We start from the raw sequence: 23,328 nt of genomic DNA on the forward strand, positions 1-23,328 counted from the left end.
CCGGAACCTCGTCGAGCGCGCGCTGGCGCGGCTAGGGCGCGGACCGGGTCTTCCCCGCACCGAGCCGCGCCAGCGCGGTTTCCACCGCATTGACCTCCGCGAACCGGCCTTGTGCGCGGAACAGGTCGAGCGCGAGCTGCCAGACCGTGCGGGCCTTGCCGGCCTCGCCCATCGCGAGGTGGGTGTGGCCGAGGTGTTCGAGGGTGTCGGCTTCCAGATAGGTGTTGCCGGATTCCCGGTACAGCGCGAGCGCTTCGCGGTAGTGCTCGACGGCGTCGGCGTGGCGGCCGGTGTGGTGGGCGATGTGCGCGAGGCTGTCGAGGACGTCGGCCACCGCCGGATGGCGCTCCTCGCGGTACAGCCGGAGCGCGCGTTCGCAATGCGGCCGGGCCTGTTCGTGCTGTCCGAGGAGCGTGAGATACCAGCCGACGCCGTTGTGCGCCTGGGCCTCCCAGACCGGGTTGCCGAGCGGGCGGAACAGCTCCAGCGAGCGCTGCGCGTGCCGGAGCGCGGCGCGGTGGTCGCCGTGCAGTTCCCAGGCCTGGGCGAGGTCGTGCTCGATAATGGCTTGGACGCGCTGGTCGTCGCCGCGGCTGGCCAGGTCCAGGGCCTCGGCGAGGTGGGCGAGGGCGTCGTCGTGCCGGGCTCCGCGGGCGCAGGCGAGGCCGTAGCGGCGGTGCGCGAGGACGCGGGTTTCCGGGGTGCCCAGCGCGTCGGCGGCCTGCACCGCCAGCGGCCAGACGGCGAGGTCCTCGTGCAGGAATCCGCGCCGGTAGTGGTAGGCGGTCAGGGCCCAGGCGATCTGCCACCCGGGCTGGTGCCAGGCTTGGGCGCAGGCGATTCGCTGGGTGTCCAGGAGACAGTCGTGGTCCGCGTCGAACCAGTCGAGGGCTTCGTCGGCGCTCGCCGGCGGATGCGGATAGGGATGGTCGTGTCCGGTGTCGATGCCGGGCGGGAGGACGCCGTGCGGATGCAGGACGCGGTTTCCGGCCAAGGCGGTGCCGGTGTAGTAGCCGGTCACGCGCAGCAGCGCCGCGGTGCGGTCCTCGGCGGGGAGACTGGCATGGGTTTTCGCGAAAAGGCGGACCAGGTCGTGCATCCGGTAGCGGCCGGGCGTGTCCTGCTCCACGAGCGAAACCCGTTCCAGCGCACGGAGAATCGCCGCGATGGCGTTCGGGGGCACTCCGGTGAGGTTGGCCGCGGCGCGGACACTGATGTCCGGTCCCGGTGCGAGGCCGAGCAATTCGAACACCTCGGCGTGCTGCGGCGGGAGCGCGCGCAGGGACCACGACAGGACCGCGGCGACACTGGCGTCGCCGTCGTCGAGTGCGCTCGCGTCGGTGATCTCGGCGGCCAGCGCGGCCAACGGGAAACCGGGGTGCTCGGCGGCGCGCGCGGCGAGAATTCCCAGTGCCAGAGGAGAACCCGCGCAACGCGTGACGAGTTGCTCGGCCGCGTCGGGGTCCGCGTCGAGATAATCCGGGCCGAGCCGGGCGGTCAGGACACTTCGGGCGTGCGGCGCGGGCAACGGCCGGACCGCGAGCGGCGCGGCGCCGTGCTTGGTCGTCAGGCCGGTCAGGCGATCGCGGCTGGTGACGACGACGGCGCACCCCGGATCGCCCGGCAGGAGCGGCATGACCTGGCTCGTGTCGCGGGCGTTGTCGAGGACGACGAGGACGCGTTTCCCGGCGAGAAGAGTGCGGTAGAGCGCGGTCTGGGCGTCGGGTTCCGCGGGGATGGCGGTGCCGGTGACGCCGAGCGCGTGCAGAAAACCCCGCAGTGCGACGTCGGGCGCGGTCGGGTCTCCGTCCGGGCTGAACCCCCGCAGGTCGACGTAGAGCCGGCCGTCCGGAAACGCGGCGGATTGCCGGTGCGCCCAATGCAGCGCGAGTGCGGTTTTGCCCATGCCGCCACCGCCGTGCAGGACGGTGATCGGGACCGTGGCGTGGTCTTCGGCGAGGGTGTCGAGCTGGCGGAGTTCGTCGTCGCGGCCGGCGAACCGCGGCGGCGGGGGCGGGAGCTGCTGGGGGACCGGCGCGGCCCACGCCCGCGGCGGCGCGGGAGCGGGGGTCTGGGCGGCGAGGATGTCCTCGTGTACTGCGCGCAGGTGCGGAGACGGGTCGGCGCCGAGTTCGTCGAGCAGCATCGTGCGGGTGCGCTGGTAGCGGGCGAGGGCTTCGTCGGTGCGGCCGCTGTCGTGCAGGGCGCGCATGAGAGCGGCGGCGATGCGTTCGTCCAGCGGGTACTCGTCCGCGCGCCGGGCCAGCAGGCCGAGGACGGCGCCGTGGTGGCCGCGGCGCAGTTGCCGGTCGGCGTAGTCGAGTTCGGCGGCGGTGCGCTGGCGGGTGAGGGAATGCCGGACGGAGTCGGCCCACGCCGAATCGAGCCCGAGCAAGGCGTCGCCGCGCCACTGGGCCAAGGCACGCTCGTACAGCTGCGCGGCCTCGCCGTCGTCGGCCGTCGCGCGCGCCCGGCTGACGAGGTTGGTGAACTGGTGCAGATCGAGCGCGTCCGGCTCCGGCAGCGGGAGCACGTACCCGCCGGAACGGCGTTCGATGGCCCCGCCGTACGGCTGCAGGACCCGGCGCAGGCGGGCGATGTAGGTCTGCAACGCGTTCGCGACCTGCGACGGCGGCTGCTCGCCCCACACCCGGGTCACCAGCTGGCCGGCCGGGACGACGCGGCCGGCGTCGAGCACCAGCGCGGCGAGCACCAGCCGCTGCCGGGCGTGCCCGACCGCCAGCGCCTCGCCGCCCGCGACCGCGCCGACCTCGCCCAGCACCCGGAACTCCAGCGTCATTCCGCAGCCTCCCCGGTCCACCGGACGAGGCTAAAGCATGGAACGGGTCAAGGCGCTGCTTTTCCAGCGGGGCCAAGACGTGGCTGCGGCACGGGCCCCAGCGCGTCGAGTCCGCACACCGCGGTCGGCCGGGCCCGCGAGGAATGGGCGACCCTGCGGCGGGTGATGATGGCGTCGGGAGTCCTGGTCGGGCGTCGCGCATCCGAGGCGGTTCATGCGCGAGGTCGTCGGCGTTCGTCCCCGCGACCGCTCCCGCGACGGCCCCGAAAACGTTGACCAGCGCGATAAACGACGGCTGAAGCCAGCAGACGACTTGCGCTGCCTGGTTCGGCACCGGCGTGCCGCTGGCGTCGAGCGCTTTCTCGCCCGGCCGCGAAGCGAGACCAGACCGAACAAGGCGCAGGGGAACCACTGGCCGGGCAAGGGATTCCAGAGCCGCCCCACGGCGCGGAGCACCGGTCATGGCGGCGAAGCAGTGATTGAACGGTGACGAAATCGCTGACGTTCTTCCTGCCTGCCGTCGCCGAGGTTGCCGCTCGTCGGTTCGGCGGTGGCGAAGGTTTTGGCGATGGACCTGACACGACTCGCTGCGACTCGGGTTCTCCGAAGTCGCGGCGAGGCGCGGGCACGTTACGTCAGCTCGATCCGGCGGCCACCAGTTTCGCCGAGATCGGTTCCAGCACGGCGATCAGTTCCTCCAGTTCGGCGGTGCTCAGTGCTTCGTACGGTGCGGCGGCGAGTTCGTCGGTGAGGGTTTCGATGCGGGCTTTGAGTTCTCGGCCCGCGTCGGTGAACCGGCTCTCGGCGTCGACGAGACCGCGTTCGCGCAAGCCGTTCATGAGCGCGGCCAGCCGCTTCTTCGGCAGGTGCTGGACCCGCCCGAACGACTCCGGCGGATGGATGCCCATCTCCAGCGCGGACAGCAGGTGCGCCTCCCCGCCGCCGATCCGGGCGCTGACCAGCGCGGCGATGTGCCCGTCCCCGCGGTGCTCGCGCAGCATGGTCGCGGAATGCCACAGCCGCGCGACCGGATCGGCGGGCACCGGCAGAGTGCGCATCCCGGCGTACATCACCCGCCCGGCGAGCGGGGCGCTCGTCGCGGCTTTGGCGGTGAGGTCGGCGGCGCGCACCAGCTCGCGGGAGCCGGCCAGTTCGGGGCCGAGAATCCGGCGCACCGAGGCCGCGCTGCCGCGTTCCCGCGCGGCGACGGACGCCTCGGGCGGGGCCGTCTCCCACGCGCTCGGGATGTGCCGCGCGACTTCACCGTCGGCGAAGTTGTAGAAAGCCGCGTGGACCACCTCCGCCGGCACCCGCCCCAACGGAGCGGCCCGGCTGGCGAAGTAACCGTCCCAGTAGGTGCGGTGGCCGAGTGCGGCCAGCTCGTCGTTGCATTCGTCGGCTAAGAAGGTGACGAGGCAGATCGGCTCCAGAAGCTCGAACATCCGCCGGGCAGTGCTGGTCATCGCTGCATCATGCCAGTGCGGTGAGGAAAACATCGGCGATTTGCTCGCCCAGGTCGACCGTCGCGGCCGCGGTGGCCGGGCTCTTCCCGGAAGGGGAGCGGAGGACGACCTCGGCTCGGTACTGCCCGCGCCGGGTCATCACGTTGAGGGCTCGGGTCGGCTGAGCGAGCGTGACGGACACAGTGTCCTCTCCGGCGAACCGGATCTGGTCGCCGCGCTCGAGATCCGTGCTGGTGCCGTTCACGGTCAACCGGAGCGGCCCGAGGGCGGTGAAAAGCCGGTCGATGCCCGGGAAAGCCGAGAACGGTGCGTCTTCGAGAAGGTCCGCGACGCTGATCCGCCACCGCGGTTCGCCAGCGGGATCGGTGTCGGCGGCGAGTTCCCGGGTGGTGCCCGCGCCGTTGCGCCAGGGGACCGGGGTGACTTCGGACGGGATGAGCATCAGGCCATCTCACTCGTTCCGCCCGGCGAAGGCAAACCCCGCCGGGCGGGATTTCCGCGACGCCCTGCTACGTTCGGGAAGCGGATCGGCGCGGCGAATTCCCTTTGGCCGCACCAGCTTCCGTACGGCTCAGGGCTTGCGCGCCACCCCGGCCAGCATCGCGGCCTCGCTCGGATCCGCGAACTCGACCACCGGGGTGTTCAGCCCGCCTTCTTCGGGATGCCACGCGGCCGTCCACGTGACACCGGGATCCAGCAGGTCGAAATCGCCGAACAGCGCGCGGATCTCCGCGTTCGAGCGCAGCACGTGCTTGCTGACGTTGGTGTCGTACAGCTGGATCACCGCGTGCAGCTGCCGGGCGATGTCCTCGGGCAGCCCCTCGTGGGTGAGCTGCGACAGGACCAGATACGACCCGGAAGGCAGCATTTCCCGGTACCGAGCGATGGCGTCGGGCCCGAGGTCGCGCCCGTCCGGCCCCGGCTGCTGGATGTGCAGGACCGCGGTGACCAGCAGGGCGAGCGGCTGGTCGAGGTCGATGACGCCGGTGTCCGCGACGGATTGCCACAGCGCGTCCGGTTCGCGCAGGTCGCCCTGGATCACCGCGTGGCGTTCCGGATCGCCGTGGCGCTCCAGCAGGATCCGGGAATGCGCGACCGCGACGGGTTCGCTGTCGATGTACACGACGCGGGAATCCTCCGCGACCTCGTCGGCGATCTGGTGCACGTTGCCCATCGTGGGCACGCCGGAGCCGATGTCGACGAACTGGCGCACGCCGAGGCGCACGAGGTGCCGCACCGCACGGTGCAGGAAGGCGCGGTTGGCCCGGGCGCAGTACCTCCCGGCGGGGAACGCCGAAAGGACCATCTTGCCGAACTCGCGGTCGATGGCCCAGTTGGCCGTGCCGCCGAGATACCAGTCGTAAACCCGCGCCACGCTGGGCCGGTCGAGGTCCACGCCCGGGATGGGCTCTTCAGGTCCTTGCGCCACGCCGCCTCCCCCGCAGTCGTGCCCCCGATCGTAGCCAATCCGCGAGATCCCGCAGGGCCGCCGTCCGGTCCGGGCGCCCGATCAGTGGTCTGAACAACCGGGTCGTCGGCTTTGAGTAGGCTGGCGCCCACGACTTCATTGGGGGGAACCATGACTGAGGAAATCGAACCCGCGTCCCGGCCCGCCGTCCGTTTCCCGGGCATCAGCCCGAGAGCCTACGAGCACCCGGTCGACCGCGGCGCGCTCGCCACCCTGCGCGCGGTGCCCGGTTTCGCCCAGGTGATCAAGGCGGTCTCCGGCTTCTACAACGAACGCGGCGAACGGCTGATGGCGCTGGCCTCGTCGATCCGCGTGGGACCGCGGCAGTACCCGGAACTCGACCGGCTGCGCCACGAATGCGCCGAGACGCTCGATCTGCCCGCCGTGCCGAACCTGTTCGTCTACCAGGACCCGCGGCTGCAGGCGTCCGCGCTGGGCATGGACGAGCCGTTCATCCGGATCAGCACCGCGCTCGTCGACCAGCTGAGCCACGAATCGCTGCGGTTCGCCATCGGCCACGAAATGGGGCACGTGCTGTCCGGGCACGCGGTCTACCGCACGATCATGGTGCGCCTGATCAACCTCCAGATGTCGATGTCCTGGACCCCGGTCAGCGCACTCGGCATCCGGGCGATCATCGCGGCGCTGAGCGAGTGGTACCGCAAGGCCGAACTCTCGTGCGACCGCGCGGGCCTGCTCTGCGGCCAGGACCCGACCGCGGCGCTGCGCGCGCAGATCCAGCTCGCCGGCGGCGTCGACCCGTCCCGCATCGACATCCCGTCCTTCCTCCAGCAGGGAGCGGAATACGAGGCGGGCGAGGACATCCGCGACAGCCTGCTGAAACTGAAATACGTCGAGACCGAGACCCATCCATTCGCCGTGGTCCGGGCGACGCAGCTGCAGAAATGGGCCGCGGCGGCGGAATACCGGGCCATCCTGACCGGCGACTACCCCCGCCGGGACGACGACGCGCCGACGACGGACTGGAAGGACGACCTCAAGTCCGCGGCGAAGTCGTACAAGGACTCCTGGACCGCCTCGGCCGACCCGCTGACGAAGGTCTTCACCGACGTCGGGGAGACGGTCGCGGACACGGCGAGCAAGGTGTGGGCCAAGTTCGGCGGGGGCTCGGAGAATGGACACGGCTGAGGTCGGCTGGGGATTTTCTCAGTTGGCGGCGGCTTTGTTCGTCTTGCCGCGCAAAGGTTTTCCGGCGCTGTTCTCGTGAGGCGGGCCGGAGCTGTCCGGCAGGAACTGAGCCGCGAGCGACTGTGCGGTGACGGTGAGCGTGGCGATGTCCAGCCCGGCTCGTGAACACGAGCCCTTGCCGCGCGGCCAGGAGCGCGCGGCTGAGTTCGCCGCTGTCCGGCTGTCTGGCCGACACCGAAGGCCTGCGCTTCACGCTCGGCGCGGTGCTCGTGGTGTTCGGGGTGGTGATCCGCAGCGGCGGGGCACCCGGGCCGCGCCGCGCGCCGGAGGTCCGACGGGAACAGAGCACGCCATGACAGTCCGGGCGGTACGCCAAACGTTGCTGGTCGACCCGATTTGGACCGCAAGCCGCGCAAGGCCCAGGTGATCGACGTGTACGAGGTCCCGCGTCGCACTGGAAGCCGAGGCAGGCGGTCTGGCCGCGACCCGGCGCACCGTCGCCGACCTCGCCCTGCACGGCGCAGTCGTCGCGGCGGCGCACAATCCGGTGCCGCTTTTGACGTGTTCGATTCCATCCTCGACGCGATGCGCGCCGTGGCCGCCAGCGTCACCACGCTGGGCACCGACGAGAAACCCGGACGCCGTCGCGCAGGCCACACCCTGGCCCAGCTCCGCCGCGGTCAGCCCCGCGCCGCGGTCCGGGCCCGGCGGTCTCCCTCCTCGGTGTTCGACAGCCAGCACAACCCCAGCCCGGGAGACCAGCCGACCGCCTGGCAGTCGCGGACAACGCGCTCGACGGTGTCCTCCACGGACGAGGCGGCCCACGGCTCGAACCCCGTGTCACCGATCTCTCCGACGACCATCAGCCCTTCGCGAAGCAGATAGCCGAGAACAGCGGCGAAAAACCCGGCGAAGCGGTCGCTGTCTTTAGGGACGACCTGGGAGACGTTCCAGATCAGCGAATCGACCGGGACCCAGTCGTCGAGCCCCTCGTCGAGCGTCGGGGCCGCGACCCGTTCGATTTCCTGCCGCTCATCCATCGAGATGCACCTTCAGCCGTTTGCCGTCCGCCGTGACGATGTCGATTGTTTCGCCGCTCGATTTGGAGGTCAGTCGCCATTGGATGGTAGTGCCGTCTGGAAGCGCGAACACATCGGGAATCTTGTCTCCCCGCGGCGGAAGCTTCTGCGCACCCGCGGTCCAATGGTCGAACAGGGTCCGCAATTCAGTGGCGCTCGACACGGTTTTCACGCCGCTGTTCTTGCCGAGGGGCAGTGCGTCGAAGGACTCGCGCCAGCCTTTGGAACCGTTCTTCGCCGCGAGTTCGATCCCGCGGGAGACCTTGGCCGCCCGTTCGACGGCGAGGAGTTTCTTGAGCGCGCCGCCGCCGACCGGGATGGCGGCCATGCCGTAGAGGGCGCGTTCGAAACCGTCGAGTTCCTGCTGGGTGAACGCGTCCTTCCCGGCGATCGCCTCGACCGCGCTCTTGACGCTGCCGATCCCGGGAAGGACGTCCGTCACCGCCGACAGGACCGCCTTGACGTCCGGGTTGAGCGAGCCCGAGCGGGTCGGGTGGCCGAACGCCTCGTCGAAATCGAAGGTGATGCCCTTCAGCGACAACCCGCCTACCGGCATCCACGGCGTGGCCGTGAATTTGTCCAGGGTGCGGTTCGCCTCGGCGAGGATCGCGTTCGCCGCGGCCAGATCGCGCCGGGCTCCGGCGAAATCGCGGTCGGCCTGTGCCATGGCGGTGCGGATCTGGGCGGCGCTCGCGTCCAGCTGGGCCGCGGCCTGCGCGATGCCGGCCGCGGTGGCTGCCAGACCGCGGTTGTTGGCTTCCAGCGCGGCGACGTCGATGTGGATGTCCAGATCCGGGAGCGCGTTGAACTGCGCGATGGCGGTCTTGGCGATCGCGGCCAGTTCGGGCAGCGACTTCACGACGACCGACGTCGCGACGACGGTGTCGCGCAACGGCTGCAGCGCGTCCTCGCGGAAGTGATCGAGTGCTTGATTCGCCCGCGACACGTCCCCGGCGTCGATCGCCTTGCCGACCTCGTCCAGGGACCGGGCGGCTTCCTCGAGCGCGTGGCCCGCGACCTCGCCGATGCCCTGGCGCAGGTGCCCGAGCACCAACGCGCCCAACTGGGTGCGGGCGACCGCCTTGCCCACCACGAGCGCCGCTTTGGCCCGGTCCGCGGCCTTGCACACCGCCAGCTCCGGATGCCGGTCGCAGAGCCCGGCCGCCTGGGCGGGGCCGGGCATCGCCACGAACATCGCGACAATCGCGACGACGAGACCGACGACGCCTCCGCGGCATGCGGCCTTAATCCGGGAACGCACCCGTGTCCTCCTTGATTCTTGATCAGCGGAAAGGAGCGTAAGACACGTCCACGGGCGCGAGCGGCCGCCAGGACGATTTGTGTCGGTGCGCACAAATAGGTAACGAAAACGTCGCTTCGGCGGGCGGGAATGAATGGCGCGGAAATGCGCTCGGCGCTGATTGCCGCCTCCGAAACGGGTTGTGCGGGCGGCCGAGTCCGCACACCCCGCCGTAGAGTGGGGAGCGCTGTCGACGAAGGAGCAGACGTTGGGCTCGCAGCAGAATTCGCTCACCGAACGGGCGATCGACCTTCGGTACGAAGGGCGAAGCGATGAAGCCATCGCCCTGTTGAAGCAGGCTGTCGAGCTTGGCGAGCCGGAAGCTCTCCGGGAACTCGCTTACGCGTTGCTGGGCTCTCCGGATCCGGCGGCAGCGGTCCGATTGGTCAAAAAGGCGGTCAAACGAGGCAGGACGGACCTCTGGAGCCTGTTGGCTTCGCTAGCGGCTGACCTCGGCCAGGCAAGGACCGCCGACCGGGCGTATCGGGCCGCGATCGAAGCGGGAGACCTCTCCGCGCTCAACGATTACGGTGTCTTTCTTCGCGACCAGGAGCGGTATCGCGAGGCGGTCGAGGTTCTCCGGCGGGCGTGCGACCACGGCGATGTGCTGGCCCCGGGGAATCTTGTCGCGACGTATGCCGACGACTTGTCGGACCTGCCTGCGGCGATCGAAACCGGGGAGCGATACGCGGACCCCGAACGGCCGTCGGTCTATCCAGCGCTGGCTGTCGCCTACGCACGAGCCGGTCAGCTCGGCAAGGCGGACGACTTGTTCCGGCAGGGGATCGCGGCCGGCGCGAGGAAAGCGCATCAAGCGTATGCGTGGTTCCTCTGGGACGACAAGAAGGACGTCGTCGCGGCGGAACGGCAGTTCTGGCTCGCGTTCGAAGCCGACGAGCCCGGCTGGAGTCTCGGGCTGGGCGAGTTGCTGACCGAACTCGGCCGCGTCGCGGAGGCCCGGGCCGTGCTGGAGCGAGGCGCGGAATGGGGCGATCTGGACGCACGTGCCCTGCTCGAGGAACTGGACCGCTGATCCGTAACCCTCGGCGGCCGAGGGGCGACCAGTTTGGTTGCCGGGGTGTGTCGAAACCGCCGTGGCCCGTTCGTGGAAGAGGTGAGGGTTCGGCGGTGGGCCGGGCCACGAGGAGAGGGCGTCACCATGGCTGGCACGACCGACCGCGAAACCAAGCCGCTGCGATTCGGAGTGGTTGCTCCGATCACCTCCGACTTGCCGACCTGGCGCGATCAGCTCCGCGGCCTGGCGGACACGGGCTATTCGACGATCTTGATGCCCGACGTGCCGCAGTGGCAGCCGGCGCCGGGCCCGGCGCTCGCTGTCGCGGCGACGGTCACTGACCTGCGCGTGGGCACCTGGGTGTACGCGTCTCCCGTCCGGCCGGCGTGGAGCACCGCGTGGGAGGCGCACTCCTTGTCCGTGCTCACCGAGGGCCGCTTCGAGATGGGCATCGGGACCGGCCGGCCGGGGATCGCCGGCCAGCTGCGCGACCTCGGCCTGCCGACCCCGCCCGCGGGCCAGCGGTCGGAGCAGGTGCGGGAGGTGATCGCGGCCTTGCGGGAGCTGGACGGCCCGGACTCGCATACTCCGGTCGTGGTGGCCGCGGGCGGGCCGAAGGCGCAAGCCGTCGCCGAGGAACTCGCCGACACGGTGACCTTCGTGATGCCGCAGATCGAGTCCCGGGCTCAGACGATGCAGCGGGTACAGCAGTTCGACAATCGGCGCGGTGTCGAACTGGCGTTGCACGTTCCCGTGATCGGCGACTCCGCCGCTGCGTTCATGGCCGGCCCCGACACGGACACGGCCGCGGTCCGGGCCGCGGACTCGGTGGCGTACCTCCCGAGCGATCCCGCGGCCGCGGCCGAGGAGATCCAGCGACGGCGGGAGGAAATGGGCTTCTCGTACTTCGTGTTCGGAGCCGGGGTGGCCGGCCCGCTGGCTCCGGTCGTGGCCGAACTTACCGGACGGTAGACGGCTGCGCGGCAGACAGGATGGTGGGGCGGTCGGGATGAGCGATCTCCCCGCTCTCCGGAATGCAATGGAATGACGCTCCTGCGGCATGCGATTGACGTCGAAGGCGACGCCATGTTCGAAGCATGGAAAAGCGGGCGAGCGACCTGCTGGCCGAAACGGACCGGCGGGTTGTCGAACACTGACCGTGTTCCGCTCTGGGTATCCGGCCACACCCTCCCCGTCGACACTGGCGCTGGCGTAGTCCGGTGACACCGAGGTGACGCCCGAGCGGTGCCGTGCAGGACATGGAGCACGCCCGTCCCGCTCCCGAATTGGCCCGGGTTTCCGTGCCCGGCATGCGCACCAGCGGCCGGGCCGCGAGAGCCGCGCGGGCGATCGGCGCGACCGCGTACACGCTCGGCAAATGGTTCACCGTCGCCAGGGAACCGAGTTCCCGCAGGTACGCGAACTCGCCGTGTCGAGCCCGCGCCTGCTCGGCGAGTACGAAAAGCTCGCGAACGCCAAAGTGCCGGGCATCGTGACCGAGCTGACCAAAACCCCGCGCACGGCGGCCAACCCCGCGCGCGGCTGGCTCGCCTGGGCACGGACTTCGGGGCGCTGAGGAAAGAGGTCGGCAACGCGTCCACGCTGCCGGGCCAACACCGTCGCGCGGAGGCGATCCTGGACGAGGCCCGTCCGCTGGGCAACCAGCAGTACGCGGACCTGCGCGGCCGGATCAACCAGCAGTTGCGCACAGATAGTTGCCCTTCGACAACAGTTGTCCTGAGACAATGACGGCTCGGCGCGAGCCGCTGCCGCGGAGACCGCCGGTAAACTCCGCGGCAACGGCGAGACCAGGGATGCCACAGTGAACACAGCGAACCGGACCAGCGGGACCAGGGCTGCCAAGCAAGCCGCGGCTGCGGTGGCGGACGCTGCTGAACTGCTTGAGATCTTCTTCGAGCGGGCGAGGGACGCGTCGCCGAGGCCGTTGTCGTTGTCGCAGGTGCGCGCGGTGGTCGCGCTGGACCGCTACGACGGGCTGAACCTGCGGACTCTGGCCGAACTGCTGGGTTCGACCCCGCCGTTGGCGAGCCGCCTGTGCGACCGGCTGGAAGCTGTCGGGTTTCTGGTGCGGTTGCCGAATGCCCGCAACCGGCGGGAACTGACGCTCCGGCTCAGCGACGCCGGACGGGCTTACTTGCAGGACCTGCGGGCCCGGCGCCGGGCGAGTCTGCACGCCGTTCTCGCCGGATTGAGCGAGGACGAGCGGGACGCCCTCGTGACCGGGTTGCGTGCGTTCGACGCGGCCGCCGCCGAACTGCCCGGGGGAAACGGAACGTCGGCGGCGAAACAGGTCTGACACGGCGCGGTCCGAACTGCCCTGCGCCACAGAGGCGGCAGGTCAATCAGCTTTCGCCGGCGCGGCAACCGTCCAGGCGCTCAGTCAGCCGCACCGCGAGCAGGACGGTGTCATCGGTGTGCAGGACGACGTCGTGCATGCGGGCCACGAGGGCGCTGGGGAGCGTGTCGATCGAGTGACGGGCGTGCGCGGACGCGTGGTCGAGCAGCCGGTCGAAGCCTTCGTCGAGGTCGCGGCGGCTTTCGATGAGGCCGTCGGTGTACAGCAGCAGGGTGTCGCCGGGCGCGAGGGTGCGGTGGGTGAGTTCCGGACTGCCGGGGTCGGGGAATCCGACGCCGCGGCCGACGACCGGGGGATGCAGCAGCTCCGCGGCGCCTGCCGGGGTCACCTGGACCGGCGGCGGGTGGCTGCCGTTGGCCAGCGTCGTCCGGCCGGTCGCGGGGTCGATGCGGGCCAGCAGCACGGTGGCCGCCAGGCCCGGTTCGATCCGCGCCAGCGTTTCCGCCGTGCGGGCGATGAGGTCGCGGAACGGATGGCCCTGCAGGGCCAGGGTCCGGACGGCGTGGGTGACGGTGAGCGCGTGCCGGGTGGAGGTGACGCCGTGTCCTACCGCGTCGACGAGCGTCACGTGCAGGCAGCCGTCGGGCAGGACGAACCAGTCGTAGAGGTCTCCGCCGGTGGGGGAGTCCGGGTCGGTCGGCGAGTAGTGGACGGCGAGTTCGAGCCCGGGCGCGTCCGGCGGCGGGGGCCGCAGCGCGTCTTCGAGTTCGCGGAAGATGAACGCGTGCGCCTTGCGCAGTTGTTCGTCGCGCTCCTCGAGTTCGACGTACATCGCCAGCACGCCGCTGTTGGTCTCCGCGAGTTCGTGCTTGAGTTCGCGTTGCTGCTGGGCGAGTCCGTCGGCGCGGGCGATCAGCGCGAGCATCTCCTCGCGGGTGGCCGCGGCGTCGTCGGCCGGAGCGGGAGCGCGGTCTTGCCCGGCCGCGAGATACCAGGTCGGGGCGGCGTCGTCGCCGGCGTCGGGCAGCAGCGGGAGAGTGTTGCGCCGGGCCTGTTCCACCGGACCCGGCAGGCGGAGGGTGACGGCGAGCCGGCGGTCGGCCGAGGCGGTCTCGATGCCGACGTGTTCGCCGGAGCTGAGGGCCGCTTCGGCGAGCAGGGTCGCGGACAGGACCAGGCGCGCGCGATCGTCGGCAGGGACGCCCGCGGCGGCACAGGCGGCGCGCAGGAGCTGGCGGAACTGGACGAGGTCGGGGTGCATCAGGCGAGCCAATGGGGGTGCAGGGCGATCATCGCGGCGTCGTCGCGAGGATTGCGGTGGCGGTGGGCGAGTTCGGCCGCCAGCAGCAACGCGTTGGCGGTCAAGGGAAGCGCGTGGTCCGGCGGGGTGCGCCAGCCGTGGCCGACGCCGTCGGTCTGCAGCAGGACGAGGTCTCCGTCGGAGAGCGGCGTCTGGCGGACCTGAATGGCAGGCAGGCTGAACCCGACGATGCCCGGGACGCTCAGCAGTAGCCCGGGTGCGCGGGTGTGGCTGATCGTGGTGCCGCTGACGTTGCCGACTCCGCAGAAATCGAGCCGGCGCGGGGTGATCCGGGCGAGCGCGACCGCGGCGCCGCGCGTGGCCCGCAGCGCCCGGTGCATGGTCGCGAGCTGCTGCGGCAGCGGCCGGTCCGGATTCTGGCCGAAGACGTGGATCGCGAGATCGGCGGCTTCGGCGGCGTCCGGGCCGTGGCCGAGCCCGTCGACGACGACGGCGGTCCAGCCCTCGTGCGCCTCCGCGACCGCCACCGCGTCCCCGCACTGCTCTTCCCCGTCGCGGGGCAGGCAGAAGTGCCCGATCGCGGCGGCCCGGCCGGCGGGCGTGCCCGGCGCGAGGAGCCGGGCACCGGCGACGGTCCCACCGCCGGGCGCGGAGCGGATCCGGAACACGGTGGCCATCCGGCTGACCGCGCCGAGACCGGTGCCGAGGGTGGCGGTGGTCGAGTTCCCGTCGAGCAGCCAGTGCCCGACGTCGGCCATCCCGGGCCCGTCGTCGGCGGCCAGTACGTCGACGCCGTGCCCGATCGCCGACCGCTGCACCACGACCGACCCGTTGACCGCGTGCTTGTTGAGATTGCTGGCCAATTCCGAGGTGACCACGGCCGCGCGTTCGGTGAGTACGTCGGGCAGCCCGGCGGCCCGGCCGGTTTCGCGGGTCGCGCGGGTGGCGGCGTACACCGCGCTGGCGTGGTCGACGCGCACGTGCCGGGAGGGCGGGGGCGCCGCGGCGGCGTTCACGGTTTCCAGCGCACGATCGTGACCGTGGTGCCCTTGCCCGGCTCGGTCTCGAGACGGAACTCGTCGGCCAGCCGCCGGGTGCCGCCCAGCCCGTGGCCGAGCCCGGCGCCGGTGCTGAACCCGTCGGTCATCGCCCGCGCGACGTCGGCGATGCCCGGTCCCTCGTCGCGCACCCGCAGGCGCAGCCCGATCCGGCCGGTGTCGCCGCGCACGACCTCGATCGTCAGCGTGCCGCCCCCGCCGTGGATGTAGGCGTTGCGGACCAGTTCGCTGGCCGCGGTGACGATCTTGGTCTGGTCCACGATCGAGAAGCCCGCCGCGACCGCGCTGGCGCGCACCGCGTGCCGGGCGGCGAGCAGGTCTTCCTCGGCCCGCACGAGATGTTCGCCGGGCGGGGAGTCGTGGCCGGGGCCGGCGAGTCCGTCAGGGAGCATGAGGCGCCTCTTCGGCGGCCTCGGCGGGACGGCGCCAGCCCAGCAGCTCCATCGCCTGCTCGGCGTTGAGCGCGGTCTGGACGCCGGTGAGCTGCAATCCCAGCTCGGACAAGGTGATCGCGACGGCGGGGCGCATGCCCGCGACGACCATCCGCGTGCCGAGCAGCCGCCCGGTGTCGGCCAGCTGCATCAGGACCCGCGCCACGAAGGAATCGATCAGCTCCAGCCGGGAGATGTCGATGACGACGCCGCGGATCCCCTCGTCGGCGATCCGGTCGGCGAGTTCGTCGGTGAACGCCAGCGCGGTGGCGTCGTCGAGGTCGTCGAGCAGCCCGCTGAGCAGGACGTCGCCCAGCCGCAGGATCGGCAGTCCCGGGTTCACCCGCGCACCGCGCCGGCGCGGGGGCGCTCGCCCAGCAGCTGCATCGCGCTGGCCAGCGCGTCGGCGAGCGACCCGCGGGTGACGATGTGCGACAGGTCGATGCCCAGCTGCGTGATGGTCCGCGCGATCGGGGGCCGGATCCCGCTGATGACGCAGTCGGCGCCCATGAGCCGCACCGCGGACACGGTCTGCAGCAGATGCTGCGCGACCGCGGTGTCCACAGTGGGCACTCCGGTGATGTCGATGATCGCGACGCGGGCCTCGTGCGTTTGGATCGCCTCCAGGAGGCTGTTCATCACGACCTGGGTGCGAGCGCTGTCCAGCGTGCCGATCAGGGGGACCGCGAGGATGTGCCGCCACAGCCGCACGACCGGGGTCGACAGCTCGAGCATCTGGTTGTGCTGGTCGCGGATGATCTGCTCGCGTCCGGAGACGTAGACGGCGAACGACAGCACGCTCGCGCTGTCGAGCAGCTCGCTGACCAGCAGGGCAGACTGGTAAAGCGCCGCCGGATCCCCGCTGTGCCGCTCGACCGCGTCCAGCAGCGTCCGCTTCAGCGCCAGGATCGCCATCGCGGTGGCCGACGGCGCCGCGCCCGCCCGCGCCCGCCGCTGCGACAGCGACGTCAGCGCGTCGCGCACGCCCGGGTCGCGCTCCGCGATCAGGCTCGCCGGCAGCTCGGTGCCCAGTGCGGTGCGCAGCGTCTCGAGCAGTTCCGCGGCTTCGCGGCGCAGCTCGCTTTCGCCGTGCGGCGCGCCGGGGACCTCCAGCTGCTGCCGGACCCAGTCGTTCACCAGGGCGGCGTGGTCCTGGTCCAGAGTCCGCGTCAGCAGCCCCCGGACGTCGCCCTTGTCCGTGCCCGGCACCGTATCCTCCTGCCGTCGAGGGAGTGCGCTGCGAAACGCCGACCCATTGTTGTCATATAACAACAGTTGAGGGTAGCGGTGCAACACCGCGGGCTCACCGCGGCCCGCCGCCTCGCCCCCGGGCGGTGGCGATTTCCTGGTATTCCCGCAGCCCGCGCGCCAGTGCGGCGCGTCCGGCGGGCGTCATCTCCGCCAGCACCGAGCGCACGCTCTCCCGGCGGCGGGCCCGCAGCTCCCGCAGATATCCGCGGCCGCGCTCGCTCAGCCGCAGGGTCAGCTCGCGGCGGTCGCGGGCGCTCGGCAGCCGTTCGAGGAACCCGACGGCCTCGAGCCGGTCGCACAAGCGGCTGGTCAGCGGAGGCGTCGACCCGAGCAGTTCGGCCAGCGTCCGCAGATTCAGCCCGTCGTGGCGGTCGAGGGCGACGACCGCGCGCAGCTGGGCGTTCGACAGCGGCCGCGGCGGCACTTCCCGCATCCGCTCGACGACCGCTTCGAGCAGATCGGGGAGTTCGGACTCGCCAGCTGTCCCGTCGCCGGGCTGTTCGCGGGACCGATTCACGGTCTCCACTGTGGCAGCCATATGCTGAACTGGCAGAACAGCTCACGCGAATCGCCATAGACCGGCACGCCGGAGCGGAGCAGACTCGGGCAGACTGACCGCGTGCCACCTCCGGCGCCCGGCGGCGTGAGCAGGAGGCGGCGTTGGACAGATCCCTGGCGGTCGAGCGATTGCTGCGCGGCGTGCCGCCCCACGACCTGCCCGCCGCGCTGCGCTCCGCGCTGGCCGAGCATTTCGGCGCGAAAGCAGTCGAAATCTGGATGGCCGACTACGCGCTCACCGAATTGTGCCAGGTGAAAACCCTGCCCTACACGACCGATCCGATCCCGGTCGAGGGCACCACCGCCGGGACGGCGTTTGTCGCACAGGCCGCCACGTTCGACCACGACAGCGCCGGCGTGACCGGGTACCTGCCGGTGAGCGTCCGCGGCGACCGGCTGGGAATCCTGGCCGTGACCCTGCCCGAGGAACCGGAACCGCAGGTCTGGGCCGAATTCGAACGATTCGCCGAGGCGCTGGCCCACGAACTGTTCGTCGCCGACCGCGACACCGACCTCTACATCCAGGCCCGCCGCTCCTCCCGGTTGACGCTCGCGGCCGAAATGCAGTGGCAGCTCCTGCCCGGCCGAGCCTGCACCCGCGCGGAATTCGCCCTCGGCGGCCAGCTGGAACCCGCCTACGCGATCTACGGCGACTGCTTCGACTGGTCCGCCTCGGCGCAGAAACTCGCGGTCACCCTGATCAACGGCATGGGCGAAGGCAGCGAAGCGGCCCTGCTGACCAACCTCGCGGTCAACGCACTGCGCAACGCCCGCCGTGCCGGTGTCGAACTGGACGCCCAGGCCGAACTGGCCGACCAGGCGGTCTACGGCCACTACCGCGGCAACGGGCACGTCGCCGCGCTGCTGCTGGAGTTCGACCTCGCCACCGGAATGGTCGACGTCGTAGACGCCGGATCGCCGCGCTTGTGGCTGCTGCGCGACGGCAAAGCCGAACGGATCCATTTCGAGGAACAGTTGCCGCTGGGCATGTTCGAGGACACCGTCTACGCCATCCACGGTTTCCAGGCCCTAGACGGAGACCGTTTCGTATTCGTCAGCGACGGCGTCTACAACGCGGCTGGTCTCCTCGGCGAACTTTATGGAGACCGCGAACTGGCCGAGGCAGTCGTGAAAACCGCAGACCTGCCGGCGGCGCACGTGCCGGGAATGGTGCTGAGAGAACTTGCCACCCGCCGAGACAACGCCCAAGCGGAGGACGACGCGATGGTGGTGTGCTTGGATTGGTTCGGGCCTACGCCGGTGCCGGGGGAGGGGGAGGGGAGCACTATTGCGGTGGCCAAGACCGCACGCTGAGCGGTGCTCTCTCGCGGGGCAGTGGGCTGCCAGGCCATCGTGACGGTCGTGCTGGGTCCGCCGATGTCGACGGCCCATCCGGGCGGTGACCTCGTCGATCGACGGCCTGGTCTCTTTCCGGAGCCGGACGCCCAGGACGTCGATCGGGATGAAGCAAATCCTGGTAATCAACTCTTTCGGGTGCGCTTTGCGAAGCGAGCACTCTCGCGCGAACTGCATCACTTCGCCGCGGGGGTCGATGATATTGCCACGAGGTCCTCGGCTTACCAACCACTACGCCTACGTCCACGACGACCCATCAACAACACCGACCCCACCGGAGGTTTGAGCCTCGGGCACACGCTTGCCGGAGCACTCATCGGCGGACTGGCCACCGCGGCGCTCGGCCACGCGAACTTGGCAGCGGGATGCGGACTCGGCGTCGCCACAGGAGTCATCGGCAAGGGATTCGGCAGTTGGTCAAAGGCGGTGAAATCACCTTTCAACAAATAGCCTGACCATGACTTGGCGGCGCTACAATGATCCCGCAGGAGGGCATTCTATGTCAGGAGCGAAGAAGTTCACGTGGTTGCCATCTGCGATACTCGTGGCGTTCGCGGCCGTCGCAGTGGTGATAGCCTTTTCCGTGCCCGGTGCAGAATTCATGCAGTATGTCGGAATAGGTTTTTTCGTCGCTGCGATCGCTCAGGCGGCAAGTTCCTTCTTCAGAAGAGAGAATAGCTAGGCCGACGATACATCCGACGGCACCGCAACCCGTTCCGCTCCCGGTACGGCGGCGACATGCTCCCGTGCGACCGCCGACGACTGCTCAACTGGGGCATTTCCCTCCTCTGTCCCCGTCAAGCAAGAAACGCCCTGGTGGGCGGGAGCCAAGGAGTATCGCGTCCCTGGCCGGCCCGACACCGAGAGGATCCTGGAGAAGGAGCTCCCCAACGGCACGAAGGTATACGGTTGGACGGTGGATCACTACAGGACCATCCCGCGGTTCAGCGCTCCGCATTTTCCTGATTCAGGGTGGAACTGACAGTTGCTGTGCGCGGTTCGCGGCGCTCGCCATCGCGAGGGGACGGGAGGTCGGTAAAGTTGAGTGAGAAATTTCCCCTGTACAGTCTGGTCGACGATCAGCGGAAGGCCGTTGTCGTCGTGGCAGGCGACATAGAGGGGTTCTTCGTCTCGGAGGAGGACCAGTCTGAAGCCGTCGCATTTATCGACGCTGAAGTGAGCGGCGGCGTTCCCCGTGAAATCGACGACGCGATCCTCGACGTCATGAACACTCGCGGAGACAAAATCGGAGAGTATCCCATCGGATCGGTCGTATTCGCTGATGCGGACGCCGCATCGCGAAGCGGCGTCAAGCCGCGCGTGTCATTTCGATTCTTCGGTAGTAGGTTTGAATTTCCTGAAGCCAGGGAGATCTGGCGTCGGTGGGCGGCTGAGGCCCACCTTGGGAGTGAAGGGTGGAGAACATTTTCTGGTAGTGGCCATGAGGCGTGGCTTCACGTTGTCCAGAACTCGTGGTTCGCGACCGGGCACGACGCGATCTGCTACGGGGGTAACGAGCTGGCTAATCTGAACGGCTCTCGTTTTTCGACTCCGGCCAGCTTCTACTGTGCGCTCGGCGAGGCGGTCAACGGTCCTGGCGGGTACTTCGGGTCCAGTCTGGATGCGCTTGCTGATTGTCTTAGGTCCAGTCGTGAATTCAAGCCGTTGACTGGTGTCGTGTGGGGTGATTTCGACTCTTCCGAGAAAGCGCTGGGAAGTTCATTTGTCACTGCGGTACTGGGTGTTATGCGCGAATTCGAAGTGGCAGTGGATCTTCGTTAGCGCACAAGCTCTGATGTTTGCCGCATGCATCCCCTGTTTAAGTATGCGTTATTTCTGTGCGAGTAAACCGAGGTGTGCGAACCGGCAAGAGGGTTGCGTTCGGTTGCCGTGATCCGATGGGTGTTGGGCGATTGATTACCCTTTATATGCTCTAAATTTTCCGATCTGGATGTTTTTCCGAGTGAGGTTGTGTCCACTGACAATCCGGGGAGGCGTCCTCCACGCGCTCAGTGCTCGGTAGTCGCGGTCCGCGTTGCCGGGCTGGTGGTGGCAGGCGGCGGGCGATCCACTGTTTGGCGTGGCACGGTTCGCCGGCTTCGGATTCGGAGCGAATGGATGCGAGCCACGCTTCGGGATCGTCGACTTCCGGCGGCGCGACCGGGTCGGCGCGCCAGAGATGGAAGAAGCGCACGGAGTCGCAGTAGCCGCGGATCGTGCGGGCGCTCTTGTTCTCTGCCTTGAGTGACATATCCCACTCGTCTATCAGTGCCCCAGGCCTGCGGAGCTGGCTCCAATGCTCGGGCGCGCAGGTGAAAACCCTCGAATATGAGGGTCGCCAAGCCCACCCCAGCTCCCACCCCGCGCCCGACGGCATCAAAAAGGGGCTGAACCCGCAGGTCAAGCCCCTATCGGTCGGGATGGGAGGATTTGCACCTGTGGCCCTCCGCTTCCAAAGCGGGAACGGCTAAGCGCAGTGCTACAGCAGCATGCCGCTGGTCGGGGATGAGCGGAAATCGTCAAATAGGAGGGTCGCAGAACGATCTTGTTTGAGAGTGGTGCCGTGGCGAAGGTCCCTCGTTCGGCGGCGCAGGCTCCGTCCGTGAAGCTGCACGAACTTCGAGGGGCTTCGATTCGGGCGTTCGGACGATCGCGCTGACTTTGCCTCTGCGGAATAGTCCGTGGTTATGCGCAACCGTAATCCTGAAAGCTTGATCGAGCAACGCATCGCGAGTCATGTCCAAAGAGGGGAGCCGGTACGTCTGGCATCAGTGGCAGCGACGACCATCATGCAAGTCCTGCTCGGCCGAGCGACTCCGCAGCGCGGACGAGCACCGCTGTTTCATTTGCGTGACGCGCGCGTCAGCGGTGCGCTGGAACTGCGGAACGCGGACGTCGAAGTCCCGCTCGTGTTCGAGAACTGTACGTTCGATGAGCCGGTCGCGATCGGGGACAGCGATGTCAAGTTGCTGGAGTTCCGCACGTGCACGATGGCCGCGTTCGATGGACGATCTCTGCGGATAACGCGCGACCTTGCCCTGACGGACACGCGTATCGGATGGATCGATCTGTTCGGTGCCCGAATTGACGGGCAACTCTGGCTCACTGGGTCGTGTGTGCGGGAGACCAGGCAGAGAGCCCACGCAATCAACGCGCCGAGCCTCCGCGTAGCAGGCGGCGTCTATGCAAATCGCGTGGAAGCTTTGGGCTCCATCAACCTTTGGGGAGCCGAAATCGGCACCTCTCTGGAACTCTGCGACGCCACCTTCTCCTCCGGACGCTTTCCGGCGTTGCGTGCGTCCAACCTACTTACGCGGCTGGATGTACGCATCGCGAGTAGTCGAATCGACGGGGGGATTGACCTGTTCGGCGCGCGTGTCGGCGGTGACCTTTGGCTTACCGGCACAAAAGTAGGAGAACGAGAAGGCGGTTACGCGATCAGTGCACCCAGCATCAAGGTCGCAGGCGGCTGCTACGCCCGCGGCTTGACGGTCCGCGGCGGCTTGAACCTGTGGAGCGCTCACATTGGCGCTGGCCTTGAACTCGACGGGGCTAACCTTGCCGCCAACGGTCGTCCGGCTCTTCGTGCGCCGAAGATAGCTGTGTCCGGCGATGTCACTGTCGGGTATGGAGCGAGGATCAGCGGAGCAGTCGATCTCGACTCAGCGACTGTCGGCGGGGATGTGAAGCTGACCTATCGAGTGGGGGAGGAGCACCGGCTGTCTCTTTTAGAAAGCCGTCTCAAAATGCTCTGTCTAGAGGTTCTCCGCGCCGATCTGGTACAGGTCAGCCTAGCTGGCTCGGTTATCACCTCACTGGTGGACAATCAGAAATCATGGCCCAGACTCCTCAAATTGGATCGAATGACGTACGAGACGCTTCGCCCACTGTTGCCCGCGAAAGAACGCGTCGCGTGGCTGAAGCGCGATGAGGGCTCGGATTCACCGCAGCCGTACGAGCAGCTCGCGCGGCAATATCGCGAAGCCGGTCATGATCACGATGCTCGCACGGTCCTGCTTGCGAAGTGCCGTGATCGGACGCGCCGGCAACGTTTCCTCCCCAAGCTTTGGGGGTTTCTTCAAGATGTCACCGTCGGGTACGGATACCGGCCAGTTCGTGCCTTGGCCTGGCTAGCCGGATTGACCATCGTTGTAGCCGTCTGCAGCACCGTCTGGAGACCTCATCCAGTGACAGGATCGGCTCCTCCGTTCAACTCTGCTGTTTACGCGCTCGACGTCGTTCTGCCGATACTCGACCTGGGGCAGAAAAGTCCTACTCCGCTGTCGGTATCGGGCGCATAGTCGTGTGGATCGCTGTCCTTGCAGGCTGGCTCCTGGCTTCAACGGTCATTGCCGCCGTCACCCGAACCATCAGCCGGAATTGAACGAGGCTGCTCGCGTGTGGACAGTTGGGCGCGCTCGGCGTGGAGCGGCTCGAGGCCCGGCAGAGGTCCGGCGGGTGCTCGGTTCGGGGCAGAGAACAGCAGAGCACGTCAACGCCAGCAGTTTCGAACACAAGACTTGCTTCGTTGGCGAGGACGAGCGGGCCTGCGTCCCTCCGGCCTAGTGACGCCACGACCGAGAAGCGACCCTTCCGCTGTCGGTAAGTCTTGGGGCACAGACGGTCCCTCTGATGTGTCAATCGGACGGCACCGCTCAGCGGGTCAACCTTTGTGGCCAGTCACTGCCGTGAGTTGATAACAACTTGATCATCCGGTCTGGACCAACTGGCGCACCGCTTGCTCCGTTCGGCGGCTCAAGCGGACGCGGTATCGCGGGCATATTGCGGCAATACGGACATCTGGCGGCATTGTCGAGGTTCT

At 69.0% G+C, this 23,328-nt stretch carries 23 protein-coding genes; 10 read left to right on the top strand and 13 right to left on the bottom strand.

The features are described from left to right. Nucleotides 1-31: 31 nt before the first annotated feature. The 4 genes from F9C11_RS19135 to F9C11_RS19150 form a co-directional block, all read right to left on the bottom strand. Nucleotides 32-2,800, bottom strand: coding sequence for a BTAD domain-containing putative transcriptional regulator (locus tag F9C11_RS19135; protein ID WP_409186226.1), 2,769 nt, complete (start codon nt 2,798-2,800; stop codon nt 32-34). Nucleotides 2,801-3,435: 635 nt separating this feature from the next. Next, nucleotides 3,436-4,263, bottom strand: a complete 828-nt coding sequence (locus F9C11_RS19140; RefSeq protein WP_409186227.1) for an SCO6745 family protein — start codon at nt 4,261-4,263, stop codon at nt 3,436-3,438. A gap of 7 nt (nt 4,264-4,270) precedes the next feature. Next, entirely contained in the window at nt 4,271-4,705 is a 435-nt protein-coding gene (locus tag F9C11_RS19145; RefSeq protein ID WP_409186228.1) for a HutD family protein, read from the bottom strand. Nucleotides 4,706-4,834: 129 nt separating this feature from the next. Beyond that, on the bottom strand, nt 4,835-5,692 hold the full coding sequence (locus F9C11_RS19150; RefSeq protein ID WP_409186229.1) for an SAM-dependent methyltransferase: 858 nt from the start codon (nt 5,690-5,692) through the stop codon (nt 4,835-4,837). Nucleotides 5,693-5,842: 150 nt separating this feature from the next. Here F9C11_RS19150 and F9C11_RS19155 point away from each other — a divergent pair, with 150 nt between their 5' ends. Then, nucleotides 5,843-6,880 carry a M48 family metallopeptidase gene (locus tag F9C11_RS19155; RefSeq protein WP_409186230.1) on the top strand — a complete coding sequence of 346 codons (1,038 nt, stop codon included), beginning with the start codon at nt 5,843-5,845 and terminating at the stop codon, nt 6,878-6,880. A gap of 161 nt (nt 6,881-7,041) precedes the next feature. Next, nucleotides 7,042-7,236 carry a hypothetical protein gene (locus tag F9C11_RS19160; protein ID WP_409186231.1) on the top strand — a complete coding sequence of 65 codons (195 nt, stop codon included), beginning with the start codon at nt 7,042-7,044 and terminating at the stop codon, nt 7,234-7,236. 324 nt (nt 7,237-7,560) lie between these two features. Here F9C11_RS19160 and F9C11_RS19165 read toward each other — a convergent pair whose 3' ends face one another. Together F9C11_RS19165 and F9C11_RS19170 are read right to left on the bottom strand one after the other, a co-directional pair. Then, nucleotides 7,561-7,920, bottom strand: coding sequence for a hypothetical protein (locus F9C11_RS19165; protein ID WP_409186232.1), 360 nt, complete (start codon nt 7,918-7,920; stop codon nt 7,561-7,563). Next, the gene (locus F9C11_RS19170; RefSeq protein WP_409186233.1) at nt 7,913-9,220 is read right to left on the bottom strand and encodes a pre-toxin TG domain-containing protein; all 1,308 of its coding nucleotides are present in this window, start codon (nt 9,218-9,220) and stop codon (nt 7,913-7,915) included. Before F9C11_RS19170 ends, F9C11_RS19165 begins: the two co-directional genes overlap by 8 nt. Nucleotides 9,221-9,467: 247 nt before the next feature. Here F9C11_RS19170 and F9C11_RS19175 point away from each other — a divergent pair, with 247 nt between their 5' ends. From F9C11_RS19175 to F9C11_RS19190, 4 genes are all read left to right on the top strand, one after another. After that, nucleotides 9,468-10,292, top strand: coding sequence for a tetratricopeptide repeat protein (locus F9C11_RS19175; protein WP_409186234.1), 825 nt, complete (start codon nt 9,468-9,470; stop codon nt 10,290-10,292). 126 nt (nt 10,293-10,418) lie between these two features. Next, nucleotides 10,419-11,246, top strand: a complete 828-nt coding sequence (locus F9C11_RS19180; protein ID WP_409186235.1) for an LLM class flavin-dependent oxidoreductase — start codon at nt 10,419-10,421, stop codon at nt 11,244-11,246. A 406-nt stretch (nt 11,247-11,652) separates the two neighbouring features. After that, a complete protein-coding gene (locus tag F9C11_RS19185) occupies nt 11,653-11,850 on the top strand; it encodes a hypothetical protein (RefSeq protein ID WP_409186236.1) in 198 nt (65 codons plus the stop codon). 246 nt (nt 11,851-12,096) lie between these two features. After that, nucleotides 12,097-12,591 carry a MarR family transcriptional regulator gene (locus F9C11_RS19190; protein ID WP_409186237.1) on the top strand — a complete coding sequence of 165 codons (495 nt, stop codon included), beginning with the start codon at nt 12,097-12,099 and terminating at the stop codon, nt 12,589-12,591. 46 nt (nt 12,592-12,637) lie between these two features. Here the strand turns inward: F9C11_RS19190 and F9C11_RS19195 are convergent, their stop codons facing one another. The 6 genes from F9C11_RS19195 to F9C11_RS19220 form a co-directional block, all read right to left on the bottom strand. Then, entirely contained in the window at nt 12,638-13,852 is a 1,215-nt protein-coding gene (locus F9C11_RS19195; protein WP_409186238.1) for a PP2C family protein-serine/threonine phosphatase, read from the bottom strand. Then, nucleotides 13,852-14,868, bottom strand: a complete 1,017-nt coding sequence (locus tag F9C11_RS19200; RefSeq protein ID WP_409186239.1) for an ATP-binding protein — start codon at nt 14,866-14,868, stop codon at nt 13,852-13,854. Before F9C11_RS19200 ends, F9C11_RS19195 begins: the two co-directional genes overlap by 1 nt. Then, a complete protein-coding gene (locus F9C11_RS19205) occupies nt 14,865-15,302 on the bottom strand; it encodes an anti-sigma regulatory factor (protein ID WP_409186240.1) in 438 nt (145 codons plus the stop codon). The genes F9C11_RS19200 and F9C11_RS19205 overlap by 4 nt, the downstream gene beginning before the upstream one ends. Further along, on the bottom strand, nt 15,292-15,684 hold the full coding sequence (locus tag F9C11_RS19210) for an STAS domain-containing protein (RefSeq protein ID WP_409186241.1): 393 nt from the start codon (nt 15,682-15,684) through the stop codon (nt 15,292-15,294). The genes F9C11_RS19205 and F9C11_RS19210 overlap by 11 nt, the downstream gene beginning before the upstream one ends. Continuing rightward, nucleotides 15,681-16,550: an STAS domain-containing protein gene (locus F9C11_RS19215; RefSeq protein WP_409186242.1), complete on the bottom strand. Its 870-nt coding sequence runs from the start codon at nt 16,548-16,550 to the stop codon at nt 15,681-15,683. The genes F9C11_RS19210 and F9C11_RS19215 overlap by 4 nt, the downstream gene beginning before the upstream one ends. A gap of 94 nt (nt 16,551-16,644) precedes the next feature. Then, nucleotides 16,645-17,118: a MarR family winged helix-turn-helix transcriptional regulator gene (locus F9C11_RS19220; RefSeq protein ID WP_409186243.1), complete on the bottom strand. Its 474-nt coding sequence runs from the start codon at nt 17,116-17,118 to the stop codon at nt 16,645-16,647. Nucleotides 17,119-17,252: 134 nt separating this feature from the next. Here F9C11_RS19220 and F9C11_RS19225 point away from each other — a divergent pair, with 134 nt between their 5' ends. From F9C11_RS19225 to F9C11_RS19235, 3 genes are all read left to right on the top strand, one after another. After that, nucleotides 17,253-18,464: a PP2C family protein-serine/threonine phosphatase gene (locus tag F9C11_RS19225; RefSeq protein WP_409186244.1), complete on the top strand. Its 1,212-nt coding sequence runs from the start codon at nt 17,253-17,255 to the stop codon at nt 18,462-18,464. Nucleotides 18,465-18,503: 39 nt separating this feature from the next. Next, nucleotides 18,504-18,956 carry a hypothetical protein gene (locus tag F9C11_RS19230; protein WP_409186245.1) on the top strand — a complete coding sequence of 151 codons (453 nt, stop codon included), beginning with the start codon at nt 18,504-18,506 and terminating at the stop codon, nt 18,954-18,956. Between the two features lie 591 nt (nt 18,957-19,547). Continuing rightward, nucleotides 19,548-20,288 carry a barstar family protein gene (locus tag F9C11_RS19235; RefSeq protein ID WP_409186246.1) on the top strand — a complete coding sequence of 247 codons (741 nt, stop codon included), beginning with the start codon at nt 19,548-19,550 and terminating at the stop codon, nt 20,286-20,288. Between the two features lie 151 nt (nt 20,289-20,439). On the opposite strand, the gene F9C11_RS19240 is transcribed toward F9C11_RS19235, so the two are convergent. Continuing rightward, entirely contained in the window at nt 20,440-20,757 is a 318-nt protein-coding gene (locus F9C11_RS19240) for a hypothetical protein (RefSeq protein WP_409186247.1), read from the bottom strand. A 460-nt stretch (nt 20,758-21,217) separates the two neighbouring features. Between F9C11_RS19240 and F9C11_RS19245 the strand changes: the two genes are divergently transcribed. Further along, the gene (locus tag F9C11_RS19245; RefSeq protein ID WP_409186248.1) at nt 21,218-22,807 is read left to right on the top strand and encodes a hypothetical protein; all 1,590 of its coding nucleotides are present in this window, start codon (nt 21,218-21,220) and stop codon (nt 22,805-22,807) included. The last annotated feature ends 521 nt before the right edge of the window (nt 22,808-23,328 follow it).

This window comes from Amycolatopsis sp. VS8301801F10, from assembly GCF_046195355.1.
Taxonomy (GTDB): domain Bacteria; phylum Actinomycetota; class Actinomycetes; order Mycobacteriales; family Pseudonocardiaceae; genus Amycolatopsis.